Origin of the sequence: Micromonospora sp. NPDC049257 (assembly GCF_040678915.1) — a bacterium.
In the GTDB taxonomy this organism is placed as follows: Bacteria; Actinomycetota; Actinomycetes; order Mycobacteriales; family Micromonosporaceae; genus Micromonospora; species Micromonospora antibiotica.
Genome location: NZ_JBFAQU010000002.1, coordinates 402,943 through 416,415, shown reverse-complemented (window position 1 = coordinate 416,415; position 13,473 = coordinate 402,943). Strand labels below are relative to the sequence as shown.

The window sequence follows — 13,473 nt, the reverse complement described above, 5'->3', positions numbered from 1 at the left end:
GTGGTGAACGATGGGCTCTGGACAGTGCGGGAGGTATCGGCCTACCTGCGGGTGCCGCAGGAAACGCTGTACCGCTGGCGCAAGGTCAAGTACGGGCCGCCGGCCGCCCGGGTCGGTCGACACCTGCGGTACGAACCGGAGACGGTCCGGGCGTGGGTACGCGCGCAGGCGGCGGCCTGATGGGGCACGTGGAGGATCGCTGGTACAAGACGGTTCACCACCCGGGCGGGCGACGGGAGCGGGTCAAGACGAGCCTGTTCGGCAAGGGCCTGCGCTACCGGGTGCGGTACATCGGGCCGGACGGCAAGGAACGGAAGAAGTCCTACCCCGACCGGGCCAAGCGCGAGGCGGATGCGTTTCTCGTCTCGACCGAGACGGACAAGCTCCGGGGCTCCTACGTCGACCCGGTCGCCGGCCGGATGACCTTCGCCGAGTACGCCGAAACCTGGCTCCGTACCCGCTCGTTCGACGAGTCGACCCGGGAGAGCACGGAGTTCCGGGTACGGAAACACCTGCTCCCGTTCTTCGGCGCGCGGAAGCTGGCCGAGATCAAGCCGGGGCACGTCCGAGAGTGGGACGCCGCGATGGTCGGCAAGCTGGCCCCGGCGACCCGGGCCGTCGTCTTCGCGCATCTGCGGACCATCCTCGGCGCGGCGGTCGACGACGAGCGGATCGCCAAGAATCCGTGTTCGGCAAAGTCGGTCACGCCGCCGCGACCGGTGCAGCGTCGGGTGGTGCCGTGGCGGTACGAACAGGTTTCGGCAATCCGCGGTGGCCTCGCCCAGCGGTACCGCCCGATGGTCGACCTCGGCGCGGGCTGCGGCCTACGGCAGGGGGAGATCCTGGGGCTCGGTGTCGATGACATCGACCTCGATGCGGGGTGGGTGCACGTCTCGCGTCAGGTCAAGCTCGTCCGCTCCCGGCTCGTCTTCGGGCTGCCCAAGAACGACCGGGACCGCCGGGTGCCGTTGCCCGACTCCGTCGCCCAGGTGCTGCGCCAGCACCTCGACGACTTCGCCCCAGTCCCGCTCACCCTGCCGTGGGAAAACCCGGCCGATGACGAGCGGGTGACGGTGCCGCTGCTGTTCACCACCACCCGGCGGGGTGCGATCAACCGGCGCACCTTCGACAACAAGAGTTGGCGACCGGCTGTCGTGGCGGCCGGCATCACGCCGACCCGGGCCACCGGGATGCACGCGCTCCGCCACTTCTACGCCTCGTCGCTGCTCGACGCGGGGGAGAGCATCAAGGCCCTCGCGTCGTACCTCGGCCACGCCGACCCCGGCTTTACCCTCCGGGTCTACACGCACCTGATGCCGGCCAGCGAGGAACGCACCCGCAACGCGATCGACGACCTGTTCCGGTCGGTGGAGATTACGACGTGACGAACAAGCTCGCTCATGGCTGAACGTTTGTGGGATCTGCCCTGTTGTTGGGTGAAGTCGCCCGTCTGTCTAGGCGCCGTCTGGTTCGTTGGCCCACGCAATAGGCTGAAAGTGCTACGCCCCATAATGGTAAACCTGAATATTGCTCGGTAAGCTGCGGCAATGGCGAGCGCGCATCTAGATGATCACTTACGGAACGGCTTTGCGGTCGTTCGAATTGTTTCCGCGCTTGGAGAGCGTCTGCCTATTCCGAGTGGTGCCGTGTTCGACCTGATGCAGCCATTGACCGAATTGCGTCACGGTGCGACCATAAACTCTGTCAATGTGGGCTCGGTTGATGATGAGCTCGTGCTTCACGAGGATTGGCGGAGTGGGCACTTCTATGCGCGAATTATTGACGTCACCGTATGGAAAGATGGCGACACGATCAACTATAGTACGAGCGACGCCGATGCGAATCAGGCTCACGACTCGACTCTAGCTCAGATCGTAGAGGCTTGCATTGCCTCCCATGTCACGATTGGATGCGAGGAATGCAAGATTCATGCCGTCAGTCGGTCTGAGCATGCCATTAGTAGCTTCATTGATTCTTTGGAGCAAGCTTATACCTACGCGGTAATGAGGCCCGTGAATGTAAAGAAGCGGCCCTTGCCGGAAGCGGATCGTTGGTTCGACGTAGCCGAGTATCATGCCGAGAACCTCTCTTTGATCTCAGGTCCGGAGAGGTTTATGACCGATAGTGTAAGCGCTCCGGAACCTGTCGTTCTCGAAGAGGGCATGGAAGAGCGATTTGCCGTTGCGATGTACGCCATTGCGCGACAGCGCGAGTTGGCTCTTTATGTAGACTTCGTGGCTGATTCGATACGCACCCTCGAATTTCATGGCCAGGCGTCAGGGAGTCTGATTCTCTCAGCGCAGTCCTCGGAGGCCCTACTTGATCTCGTGCTGCAGCACATGCTGTGGTGGGACCAAGTCGGACCTGATGTCGCTGCCGAAATATTCAAACCAGGAGTAGTTTCGCGCGTTAAGAACATGTCGAACTATGGAAATCGGCTGGGCGGCTCATGGGACTGTAGCACGGGTCCCGTCCATGATTGGAAGACCAGAATTGCTGATATACGTAATCGTGTAGCCCACGGTGGTAGGCATGCTTCCCGGCAGGAGGGGGAGCTTGCGATTGAAGCTGCTAAGGACTTGTTTGAATATTTGTGGAATCTCGCAAATGCGGAAAAGGGGCGAAGTCGTTATCCTGCCTTGGCGGCAGTGCTGGCCGCCGGATTTTCAGGTAAACTAACAACCAAGAAGCAACGGCAAGTCTGTGATTTGTACTACGATTTTACGCAAGGGGATCATCCTGCCAGATTCGAGAGGTGGCGTTCGATTCTCAACCGGGAACGGGCAAGGCTCAATGGGAGTAGGCTAAAGCCCGGCTCATCATTTGGCACCTGTGTTGCGACATTCGATGATGGTCTAATCTCGTCATGGCTGCTGGTGGATGGGGAGACATTTTCGGCGATTAAGCTTGATCCGGTCGAGTTGCATATTGAAGATATGCAGAAAGCTATTGACGTCTACGTGCAACACACAGGGCGGAAGCAGGGTGTTTTTAGTTTCGAGCTAGATAGGGTTCCTTCCTTCGCGGCGGGGGCGGAGTGGTTTGATGCCCGATTAATAGCTGGGTTCGATTTCGAGTGTGAACTTGCGGCGAGGGTGATGCCGTGAAGCGTCGCGCCCTGGCGACGCCCTGAGCGGGTGTCAGCCGAACAAAATGCCTGCTCAGGGGGTATTACACCTTCGTAATCCGGCGTACAGGTCGACTCGTCCGTCGCCCACCAGCTCACAGCCGTGATCAAGGCTCTGAGCTGGCCATTCTGAGCGACCCCGCCGGCTTCCGTGCCGCCGTGCGTCGGCTGCGGTCAGCGTAGGTAGGCCCGTTCGTCGATGCTCTGGTGTGGTTCTGTCAGGAAGACGTCGATGGGTACGGGGCCGTGGGCGATGTTCAGTGTGTCCGAGCGGTAGAGCCAGTTCCCGGTGCAGTGGTGGGTGAAGCGGTAGTTGATCTGCCAGCGCAGCCATTGGCCTCGGGGGAGGCGTACGGCTGGCGGGCGGCGGTGTCGGCGGGGCATGCCCCAAGCCGTCGGGATCAGCGCGATGCGGACCTGGTCGTCGGTGTGGCGGAGTTGGACGGCGTCGCAGGAAGGTGTGCCGTTGTGAAGGGAAATCACTGGTTGGAACTCGTCGTGCTCGTGCATCGTGATTTCGTGGGTGAGGGGCGCATGGTGCTGCGGCAGCGTGAACGCCGAGGGTAGGGCGTTGCGGCGGGCGGCGTGGTGGCCTCCGCGTGACTGCTTGGTCCAGGAGACGCGGACCCACTGGGCGACGATGTCCACCCGGTGGATGGTTCAGGCTTCCTGGTCGCCCGGCAATCCGATACCGAACCTCATGGGGCGGTGGCTGCGACGGGCAGATCGTCCTTCCGTTCCTCTGGTCCGGGGTGCGTCGGGCCGGTTCGGGGCGCTCCGGGGTGCCAATTCGTCGGGCGGCCTCGCGGTGAGGTGCTGCTGACGTCGGCCGTGCCGGATTTCTGCTGGTTCCGGCGGGTATTCGTCTACCGGTGGTGGCGTGCGGCTAAGAAGGGCTCACCGCAGGCGCGGTGAAGGGCTGACCAGGGATCTCGCGTCGGGACGGTCTACAGGGCGACGAGTTGCCATTCCTGGTTGGCGCCGGTGCCGGGAGACCATTGAATGACGCTTCCTCCGTCGGCCGTCGAGGCGCCGGACACGTCGGCACACCAGCCGTTACGCACGTTGACCAGCCGGTGGTAGCCGCTGGTGCTGGCGGGCACGAGCTTCCACCACTGGTTGTCGCTGCTGGTGTCGGTCGACTGGGTCAACGCCGCGCCCTGCGCGGAGCCGCCGGCGCTGTGCAGCACTTTGCCGCTGCTGACGCTGCGCAGGCGGTAGGACCCGTCCGGGTTGGGTTCCAGGGTCCACTGTTGGTTGGTGGCACCGGTCCACGTCCACTGGATGATGCGCGCGCCGTCGGCGGTGGACCCGCCGTTGACGTCGATCACCTTGCCGCTGTTCCGGTTGACCAGCCGGTACTTTCCGGCGGGAGCGTTCGCGGAGAGGCCCACGGTGATCTGGATCGTGGTGGCGGCGGGCAGCGCGACGACCCGGGCGTGGTTGCCGAGGGGGGAGGAGGCGACGGTGACCGAGGGGGAGGTGGTGACGGAGGCGATGCCCCGGCGGCAGATCAGGCTGATCTCCTGGGCGACCGCCGAGTTCAGGGTGACGGTGGCGGTGCGAGCGCTGATGTCCCAGGTGAGCTTCTCGACCAGGATCCGGTTGCGGCCCCGGACCCCCGTGATGGTCCCCCGGGGGAGTTGGTCCGGTAGCGCGGGCAACAGCTCCAGGACGCCCGGTCGGGTGTAGAGCAGCGCCTCGGCGAGCACCGCGGGGATGGCGTTGGCGGCGTCGGCGTTGTAGATGTCCAGATTCGGGTTGTGGGCGGTCATCAGGGACCGGAACACCATGTTGCGGCCGAGGATCTTCAGCAGGTTGCCGTACACGCCGGAGCCGTCCTTGAGGCGGGCCCGGGCCAGGGCGCGGTGCAGGCTGCCGTGGGCCGAGAGGTTCTCGTCGCCGCGCAGGTCCAGCGCCCGGCGGGCGGTGCGGACGAGATCGGGCCGGTCCTCCGGGTTGATCTCGTGCAACGGCCAGGCGCCGTACAGGTGATGTACGTGCCGGTGGTTGTAGTTGTCGGTCAGGCCGGGCCAGGACCATTCGGCCAGCGCGCCGTCGCCGTTGACGGTGTAGCCGGGGAGTCTGGCCAGCAGCGCGGTCCAGCGTTGCACGCCCTGCCCGGCGCCCTGCTCGACGCCGAGCGTGTTGGCCGCGTCGATGGCGGCCGTCAACGCGTGCCGACCGGCCATGATGTCGCCGGTGGCGTTGATCGCGAGGAGTTGGCCGGTGCTGGCCGGCCGGTTCTCCATGGAGAAGGACGGGACGAAGACCACCTTGCCGGCCGAGTCGGTACGGGTGAGGAAGTCCTCGTAGAAGAGGGCCAGCTCGATCAGGGCGGGGCCGAGCTGGTCACGCAGGAAGGTGGTGTCCCCGGTGGTCTGGTAGTACTCCAGCAGCGGGTACAGCAGCCAGTCCGCGCCACCCGTCCAGCAGTGCCCGGGGAAGCCGCCGTCGAAGTGCAGCATGTAGCCGTACTCGCCGTCGGTGCGGCTCGGGGCCAGGAAGCCGCGCGCGCCGTAGAGCCGGCGGGCGTTCTCCCGCCAGTGGGCGAGCTGCCCGAGGACCAGGGTGCGGTACCCCTGCATCGCGTCACCGAGGTCGAGGATGTTCCCGCCCGCGACCTGGAGGTTGATGTTGGCGTCGGTGGTGAAGTCGTCGGCCCAGGCCCCGGTCCAGGTGCCGGTCCAGATCCCGGTCAGGCGCGGCGGCAGGATCCCACTGGAGCTGACGAAGAGATAGCGACCCGAGTCGTACAGGCGCTCCAGCAGCGCGACGTCGATGACGGAGGTGTTCGCCTTCTGGCGGGCGATCAGCTGGCTGGTGGACAGCTGCCGGTCGGCGGCGGAGACGCCCAGATCGATGCCGGAGCGGTCGTACATCGCCTGGTGTGGTGGGACGTGCCGGCCCAGCAGGACGGCGTAGTCGGCGGGCAGCGCGGCCAGCGCGGCCTGCAACGGCTGCCCGTTCCAAGCACCGGCCGTCTCGTACCGGTCGAGCTTCGTCAGCAGCAGGATCCTGGTGGCCCGAGACACCACGAGCGCCGAACCGCTCACCGTGACCGACGCCTGGCCGCCGCTGGCCACGACGCGGGTGACCCCTTCGAACCCGTACGCGCCGCCGGACGGATACGTACCGCGCACGTCCAGGTACCCGGAGCCGGCGGCCACCGTTGCGGAGACCGTGTAGCCCACGTTGCCCGGCGCGCCCGCCAACCCGGTGTTGACGCGCAGGGTCGCGTCCAGCGTCTGTCCGGCCGCCGGCAGCAGCTCGTGGACGACGACCCGGTCGGCGCGCGAGGCGAAGACGCGGCGCAGCCAGGTGCCCGAACCGTCGATCCAGCTGTGGCTGACCTCGCCGGTGCGGAAGTCGGTGATCCGGGCATAGTTGTTGACCGTCGTCATCGCCGGCGTGCTGATCTGCAACTCGTGGCCGGGGTGGTAGGTCTGCGTCCACCGCAGCGCCCAGCCGTTGACGAAGGTGGCCGTCGCCCCGCTGTAGTTTCCGGACATGGCCTGGTCCCGGGCCCGGGAGAGCTGCCCGGAGTTCACCGGCGGCAGCACGCCCCGGGAGCCGTTCGGCAACACGAACCGGTGATGGTTGAAGATCACCTTCTCCAGCGTCGGCGTTCCGTGGAGCACCGCGCCGTACTCACCGTTGCCGGTCAGGAAGCCATCGGTCCACGCGGTCGCCGCCGCCGTGTCGTAGATGCCCCGCTCGGGGAGCGTGACCTGCGCCGGGACGGCCGCCGCCGCCCATCCGGGCGTCAACCCGTCGGCCAACGCGACAGCACCGGCCGACAGCGCCGTGGTCGCGAGCAGCTGCCTGCGCCGGATGGGACGTTCGGAGAGGCTCACGCGCTGAACTCACTGTCTCTCACGAACGCGACCTCCCGTGGTGTCCCTGCGTCGCCGGTACGGCGCACATGGCGCGCCAGCGAATCGATTCGCGGCCATCCTAAAGATGGTCGTTGATAAGTGTCAATGTAAGAGGGGTCGGTGCGGGGTGGGGTCGTACCCCTTCAGCAGCGCGGTCTGGCCGCTCGGCCGCTGGCCACCGCCGCGGCGCGCCCAGTCACCTCCACCGCTTCCATTCCTGCGGCGGCTGCGCCACAGGATGGCTCCTGTTCGTGGTGGCGATCGGCGTCGATTGCCACAAATCCTGGTGGCCGGCTACCCGTCGCGTCCGCCGGCTGGGCCTTGCCGGGGCTGTTTCCTGGCCTGCCGAGGGGCGGCGGCCGGCGGGTTGGGTGGCGTCCGGTGCGGGACGTCCGAGAGGAGGGCTGTGGTCTGTGTGGCGTTAAGTCCGGCTCACCCGCTTCAGGCGCAGCCGGCTGGCGGTCCGGGGTGGTGCGGCGTGGGTCGCTCTGCTGACCTACGCGGCACCACCCCCATCCCGATCAGGTCAGACGGTGCACCCGCGCCCCCCGTCGGCCGTGAGGCTGGTCAGGGAACAGACCTTCGACAACGGGTAGTGCGGCCCCATGACGGTCGCGGCGGTCTCCGCCGTGCTGTCCACCGGCACGTTCTGGGTGGCGTGCGGAAAACCGGCGACCGGCAGCAGGTTGCGCAGCAGGACCATGTGCGGGGCCACCGGGTAGGAGACGGAGAACGGCAGGAAGGTGGCGTTGTCCACCGCCTCGATCGCCGTCCGCTGCTGCTCCCGGCCGAGCACGTAGGTGTAGTAGCCGTGCCGGTCGAGGCGGGTGTCGTCGTCGTAGCGGCAGCCGAGGCTCGGCGGCGCGTCGGTGAACCGGTTGATCACGACGGGCTTGACCTGGCCGCCGAGGTTGGTGCACATCGAGAAGTAGCGCAGGTCGGTGTGCCGGCGCGGCCAGACGCCCGGATGGTTGCCGGAGACCGCGCGGGGCGCCCGGCCCCGGATCACCACGACCTGGTCCGCCGCCGGCGGGGTGATCCAGGTGCCGAGATACGCGTTGTCCGGGTTCGGCGCGAGGTTCTCCACCTCGGACGTCCGGGTGAAGAGCTTCTGCCCGGTCTCCTCCGGCAACCCCGGCCCACCAGGATGCCCAGGCCCACCAGGCCCACCAGGCCCACCAGGCCCACCAGGCCCACCGGGACCACCCGGTCCGCCGGGTCCGCCGGGTCCGCCCGGTCCGCCAGGCCCACCCGGTCCACCCGGCCCACCCGGTCCGCCGGGCCCCGGCCCACCAGGATGCCCCGGCCCACCAGGTCCGCCGGGCCCAGGTCCGCCTGGATGTCCAGGGCCCCCGGGATGTCCGGGCCCGCCCGGCCCGCCAGGGTGATGTCCGGGTACGCCGGATCCGCCCCCGGGATGCCCGGGCCCGCCGGGCCCGCCAGGCCCGCCCGCGCCGGACCTTTCCGTGTCCGCCACTGCTGCGGTGGTGGGGGCGGTGCTTCCCGAGGTGCAGGGCGGCAGGGTCTGCGGCACCCCGTCGAGGGTGAGGGTGATGGTGGGCAGGACCACCGTCGCATCACCACCGGCCGGCAGATAGACCCGGAAGATCACCGACGCCTTCGCGCCGGGCAGGGCGTCCTCCCGGGCCAGGGGCATTCGGTTGGTCTGTCCGAAGGCCACCTCGGGGCTGATGGTGAGGGTGAACCGGCCGCCCGGTGACGCACTGGACTGCCACGGATTCAGGCTGCCCGTGTCCGGCATGATCAGGTAATCGGGCATGCTTGAGCTGACGCCATTACGCGTAAAGTAGGTGGGCTTGTCGTCGTACACGTTGAAAGACGCGTATCTGGCGTCGGGAAAGACCCCGGAGATGGTGATTTCCAGGCCCGGCGTCACCGGATAGACGGTCGACCAGTAGGTGGCGGCGGTGTCCGGCCAGTAGGCGTTCAGGCTTGTCGCCCCGTACTTCGACGACCAGGCGCAGGTCGGCATGGTGACGGCGGCGGCGGCGGAACGTTCCGCCTCGGCAGGGGTGGCTACCAGGGGAATGGTCAGTGCGATCAGCCCGGACAGCAACAGGAATGGCCGACGACGCGTACCCCGCGTCGTTGGTGTGAGTACGGAGAGTGGCATCCGTAGACTTGATCAGAAATATGTGTCGACACAGTTACTTTCGCGGTCAATTATCGTTGCTGTGGCGCGCGTTCCGACCATCTGCGATGACTATTTCCCAGCAGTGGCGACTATTTCGGAAAAGCCAGATCCGGGGTATCTGGTCGGGTGGTGCGGTGGAGTGTGGACAGAGGCCGGGATTCGCCCGTTAAAGAGTGTCTCCGACCTGGGTGGGCCGGCGCGGCCGGGTGGTCCGGGCCGGCCGGGGGACGGCGTGATCCGCCGCCGCCCCCGCCGTCCGGATCAGGCCCCCGCCGTCCGGATCAGGCCCCGCCGTCCGGATCAGGCATCCGTCGGTACGCGGGTCAGCAGCGCCGCGAGGCGGCCGGCCACTCCCGGGGCGTGCAGGTGCAGCCGGGCGACGTTGACGGCGTCCGTGCCGACCACGGCGAGCAGAGCCTGGTCGCTGACCGCGTAGACGCTCAGGTAACCGCTCTGGTTGCGTACGGTGGACTGCTGGAAGTCCCCCTGACCGAGCCGCATGCCGACCTGCCGGCCGAGGCCGAAGGTGGTCGCGGCGAGCGCGGCCAGGTCGTTCGGGTCCACCTCGGTCTGCAGGTTATGGGTGATGAGCAGGCCGTCGACGCCGCCCAGCACGCAGCCGTGCACCCCGGGGATCTGGTGCCGCAGCTCCGCCAGCTCGCGACCGATCGCCGGGTACGGCAACGAGCGGTCCCCGGCGAGCGACGGCGGGAGCAGCCGGGCGGCCGGCAGCTTGGTGGCGCGCGCGGAGCGGCGGGGCAGGGTCTTCTCGGTCTTGTCTGCGCTCACAGTTCCAGGCTCTCCTCGATGGTGCGCAGCTGGTGTCGGGCCATGGCCAGGTTGGCCCGGCTCTTGCTCACCATCAGATAAAGGAACAGGCCCTTGCCGGTGCGGCCGGTCAGCGGTCGGATCAGGTGGTACTGACCGCCGAGTGTGATCAGGATGTCCTCGATCTCGTCCTCGATCTTGAGCATTTCCAGGGTGCGCATCTTGGCGCGGACGACATCGGTGTTGCCGGCGGCGGCGACGGTCAGATCGATCTCGCCGGTGCCGCCGGCCACGCCGAGGGTCATCCCGCTGTTGTAGTCGACGAGTGCCACCCCGATCGCTCCATCGATGCTCATCGCGTTCTTCAGGGCGACGTCCAGGCTAGCCACGGTGGTGTTCTCCCGGTTCGACAGGGCGGCGCCGTTGACATCGTCGTCGTCCCGCCCAGTTGACGGGCGGTGGCAGCGCCGCAAGAGGTCTGACGACACTCGCACACACCTCGACCCGGTCGCACTCGGGGCTGCCGCATCGGGACTGTCCGGTCGACCCGGGCCGGCCGGACAGTCCCGTCAGGAGGACCACGCCGAAGGATGGTTCATCCCGGGGCGAGCTGCTACCAGGTACCTGCTCCGGATGGAAGGGGCGGAAGTCCCTGATCCGCTGGTTGCCGTGTCCCGCGTTCGGACCCCGAGCACCATGGACGAGGGCTCAGCCGGACCAGGCGACGATCCGGGCCGCCCGGTCGAAGTGCCGGCCCAACTCCGCGTCGAGGCGCGCCATCCGACTCTCGTCCAGCGTCACCGTCGGCTCGTGCGGGGCGCGGGCGGTGAGCATCCGGTGGCGCAGTCCGGCCGGCGGGTGCGAGGCGAAGAGCGACGCGTGTTCCCGGACCGACAACTGACGGACCAGCGGCATTCGCCCGGCCGCCGCCGTCCGGGCCCGCGCCACCTCGGACCGCCACTGTCGTGGTCCCTGCCCGCCCCGGGACGCCTGCCGCACCACCAGGGTGACCGAGTCCCCGCTGAGCAGGACGTCGAGCAGGTCGCGCGCGCCGGTGCTGCCCGCCGCCCGGGCGGCCAACTCGTCGGCCAGGTACTCGGCCCGCTGGCTGTCCCGCAACGCCGTCCAGACCAGCAGCAGGTGAACGCCGAAGAGCAGCCGGGACAGCATCCACGAGACCGCCCGGCCCAACGCCGCGCCGACCATCTCCAGCAACCCGCCGGGCCGGCCGGTGGGAGACGGCCGGAACAGGTCGGCGGCGTTGCCGAGCATCGTCAGCGCGGGCTGGGTGACCAGCAGCCGGCGGACGTCGCCGTTGACGAAGTGCGCCAACTCGTGGCCGATCAACGCGACCCGCTGCGCCCCGTCGAGGGCACCCCACAGTGGCAGTCCGAGACAGAGCACCCGCTGCCGCCGCAACCCCACCGAGGTCGAGTACGCGTTGAAGCTGCCGTCCACCCCGATCACCTGCGGCACGGGCGCGCCGACCGCTGCCGCCACCTCCGCGACCAGCGCGTGCAACTCCGGAGCCCGTCGAGGGTCGAGCACCTCCAGATCGGCATCGAGCCGCCCGACACGAGGTCGCAGCACCACCGCCAGCCCGACCAGCGCCACCCCGAAGACCACCGCGGCATTCGGGAACGGGTACGCGAAGAGCAGCGAGCAGCCGAGCCCGGCCAGCGCCAGCACCCCGACCACCAGCAGTAGCGCGGCGGTCGCCGTCACCATCCCGGCCAGCCCCGGTCCGGCCGGCTCCAACGGACGGCCGACGAGGATGGCGTACTGCCGACGGTTCAGCCGGGTCGCGATCCGGTGGGTGCGCCGATCGACCCACGCCCAGCCGAACTCGGGCGCCCGACGCCCGGGATCGTAGCCGTCCAGGTTCCACTCGCAGTCCGCGCACCAGGGCATCGCCGCCCGTATCGACACCGTCGCCGTGCCGCAGCGCGGACAGGTCCCCGTCGTGATCACGACGCCCGATTCTGCCGGTGCCCCGGGAGTCGTACCACCAGCTTTCCGGCTCACCCGATCCCGCGCGGAGCCGGCGGCCCGGGGGCGTGCCCGAGCCGTGTCTGCCCCCGAACCGGGTCTCCGGCGCGGTGTCGCCGGGCCGGTTTCGGGTGCTCCCGGGCAGGTCGGGGCCGATTTCGCGGTTTCGCCTCCGGGGCGTCCGAGCACGTCTACTGTGGATGTGGTCGCGACCAATTGCGGCGATCCGGTGGCGGTCGGGCTGCGCCCGGTGCACAGTGATCTCATGAACGACAGCGGAAGTGGTGGGCACTACTACTGGTGCACCCGACACCACCGGGTCGAGACCGATGCCGACGTGTGCCCTGCCAAGCACGTTCTCGGACCGTATCCCTCGGCTGCCGACGCGGAGAACGCCCTGCAGAAGGTGCAGGAGCGTAACGAGGCGTGGGAGGCCGAAGATGCCCGCTGGGCCGGGGAGGGCAACTGAACGGCGCGGGACGGCCCGCGTCGAGGACTCCGTGCCTCCGTGAGGAGGCACGCGGGAGCATGTCCCCAAGGAGGGAACCGAGATGGCCGAAGCAACAAAGGCCACCACCCGCCCGGCCGCGACGAAGACCGCCGCGGCGGCGCGGACCGCAGGCGCGACCCGAAGCACTGCGGCCCGCCGCTCCACCACCACCACCACCACGGCTGCGGCCCGCAAGACGTCGGCCGGCCGGGCGACGGCGAACGCGGCGGGTGCCGGCTCGGGCCGGACCCCGGCTGCCGGCACGGCCACGGCCCGGAAGACGGCGGCCGGCATGACCGGCACGGCGAAGAAGGCCCCGGCCGCCAGGAGCACCGCCAAGACGGCTCCCGCATCGAAGTCGACGGCGAAGAAGGCCCCGGCGGCCAGGAGCACCGCGTCGAAGTCGACCGCGCGGAAGGCCCCGGCGAAGAAGGCCGCCAGCAAGACCACCGCCGCCGCCCGGAAGACCGTCGGCGCAGCGAAGAAGACCACGGCCACCGCTCGGGCCACGGCGGCGAAGAAGACCACGGCGGCGAAGCGGACGACCGCGGCGGCGGCGGCGAAGACCACCGCGACCGCCCGGACCGCCGCCAGGAAGACCACTGCGGCGAAGAAGACGACGCCCGCGAAGAAGACAGCCGCCACGAAGTCCACGGCCGCGAAGAAAACGACGCCCGCGAAGAGCACGGCCGCCCGGAAGACCACGGCGACGAAGGCGACGATGCCCGCGAAGAGCACGGCGGTCCGCAAGAGCGCGGCGGCGAAGACGACGATGCCCGCCAAGAAGGCCGCCGCAGCCAAGAAGGCGCCGGCCAGGAAGTCGACCGCGAAGACGGCACCCGCGTCGAAGTCGACCGCGAAGAAGGCCCCGGCCCGGAAGGCGAGCGCGACGGCCACCCGTACGGCGGCGGCGAAGAAGGCGACCGCCACGAAGACGCCCGCCAAGAAGGTCACCGCCCGCAAGGCCCCCGGCCGTACGGCGCCGGCGCGCGCCACCGCGCCGGCCAGCGCCCGCTCCCGCGCCCGGAAGGCCACCGGCTGACCGTACGGAGACCGTCGCCCGCCT

Annotated in this window: 11 protein-coding genes; 5 read left to right on the top strand and 6 right to left on the bottom strand. The window is 68.7% G+C overall.

From position 1 onward, the window contains the following. The 3 genes from AB0K25_RS05790 (at nucleotide 1) to AB0K25_RS05780 (ending at nucleotide 3,107) form a co-directional block, all read left to right on the top strand. A complete protein-coding gene (locus AB0K25_RS05790) occupies nucleotides 1–180 on the top strand; it encodes a helix-turn-helix domain-containing protein (RefSeq protein WP_363818855.1) in 180 nt (59 codons plus the stop codon). Continuing rightward, nucleotides 153–1,385 carry a site-specific integrase gene (locus AB0K25_RS05785; protein WP_363818694.1) on the top strand — a complete coding sequence of 411 codons (1,233 nt, stop codon included), beginning with the start codon at nucleotides 153–155 and terminating at the stop codon, nucleotides 1,383–1,385. The genes AB0K25_RS05790 and AB0K25_RS05785 overlap by 28 nt, the downstream gene beginning before the upstream one ends. Before the next feature lie 162 nt (nucleotides 1,386–1,547). Beyond that, nucleotides 1,548–3,107: a hypothetical protein gene (locus tag AB0K25_RS05780; RefSeq protein WP_363818691.1), complete on the top strand. Its 1,560-nt coding sequence runs from the start codon at nucleotides 1,548–1,550 to the stop codon at nucleotides 3,105–3,107. 194 nt (nucleotides 3,108–3,301) lie between these two features. Here the strand turns inward: AB0K25_RS05780 and AB0K25_RS05775 are convergent, their stop codons facing one another. The 6 genes from AB0K25_RS05775 to AB0K25_RS05750 all read right to left on the bottom strand — a co-directional run bounded on the left by AB0K25_RS05775 (nucleotide 3,302) and on the right by AB0K25_RS05750 (nucleotide 11,899). Continuing rightward, a complete protein-coding gene (locus AB0K25_RS05775; RefSeq protein WP_363818688.1) occupies nucleotides 3,302–3,775 on the bottom strand; it encodes a hypothetical protein in 474 nt (157 codons plus the stop codon). Nucleotides 3,776–4,074: 299 nt separating this feature from the next. Further along, nucleotides 4,075–6,984, bottom strand: coding sequence for an RICIN domain-containing protein (locus AB0K25_RS05770; RefSeq protein WP_363818685.1), 2,910 nt, complete (start codon nucleotides 6,982–6,984; stop codon nucleotides 4,075–4,077). A gap of 547 nt (nucleotides 6,985–7,531) precedes the next feature. Next, nucleotides 7,532–8,137 carry a hypothetical protein gene (locus AB0K25_RS05765; RefSeq protein WP_363818682.1) on the bottom strand — a complete coding sequence of 202 codons (606 nt, stop codon included), beginning with the start codon at nucleotides 8,135–8,137 and terminating at the stop codon, nucleotides 7,532–7,534. A 1,323-nt stretch (nucleotides 8,138–9,460) separates the two neighbouring features. Then, on the bottom strand, nucleotides 9,461–9,949 hold the full coding sequence (locus tag AB0K25_RS05760; RefSeq protein WP_363669295.1) for a roadblock/LC7 domain-containing protein: 489 nt from the start codon (nucleotides 9,947–9,949) through the stop codon (nucleotides 9,461–9,463). Continuing rightward, a complete protein-coding gene (locus tag AB0K25_RS05755; protein WP_091238899.1) occupies nucleotides 9,946–10,317 on the bottom strand; it encodes a hypothetical protein in 372 nt (123 codons plus the stop codon). Before AB0K25_RS05755 ends, AB0K25_RS05760 begins: the two co-directional genes overlap by 4 nt. A 319-nt stretch (nucleotides 10,318–10,636) precedes the next feature. After that, complete coding sequence (locus AB0K25_RS05750; protein ID WP_363818679.1) at nucleotides 10,637–11,899, bottom strand: M48 family metalloprotease; 1,263 nt, start codon at nucleotides 11,897–11,899, stop codon at nucleotides 10,637–10,639. Nucleotides 11,900–12,113: 214 nt separating this feature from the next. Here AB0K25_RS05750 and AB0K25_RS05745 point away from each other — a divergent pair, with 214 nt between their 5' ends. Together AB0K25_RS05745 and AB0K25_RS05740 are read left to right on the top strand one after the other, a co-directional pair. Then, a complete protein-coding gene (locus tag AB0K25_RS05745; protein WP_363792551.1) occupies nucleotides 12,114–12,386 on the top strand; it encodes a hypothetical protein in 273 nt (90 codons plus the stop codon). 82 nt (nucleotides 12,387–12,468) lie between these two features. Then, complete coding sequence (locus AB0K25_RS05740) at nucleotides 12,469–13,449, top strand: histone (protein ID WP_363818676.1); 981 nt, start codon at nucleotides 12,469–12,471, stop codon at nucleotides 13,447–13,449. Nucleotides 13,450–13,473: the final 24 nt, after the last annotated feature.

Bases quoted from the DNA above. Each gene is read 5' to 3' on its own strand.
- AB0K25_RS05780 (WP_363818691.1), top strand. From the start codon at position 1,548: ATGGCGAGCGCGCATCTAGATGATCACTTACGGAACGGCTTTGCGGTC.
- AB0K25_RS05740 (WP_363818676.1), top strand. From the start codon at position 12,469: ATGGCCGAAGCAACAAAGGCCACCACCCGCCCGGCCGCGACGAAGACC.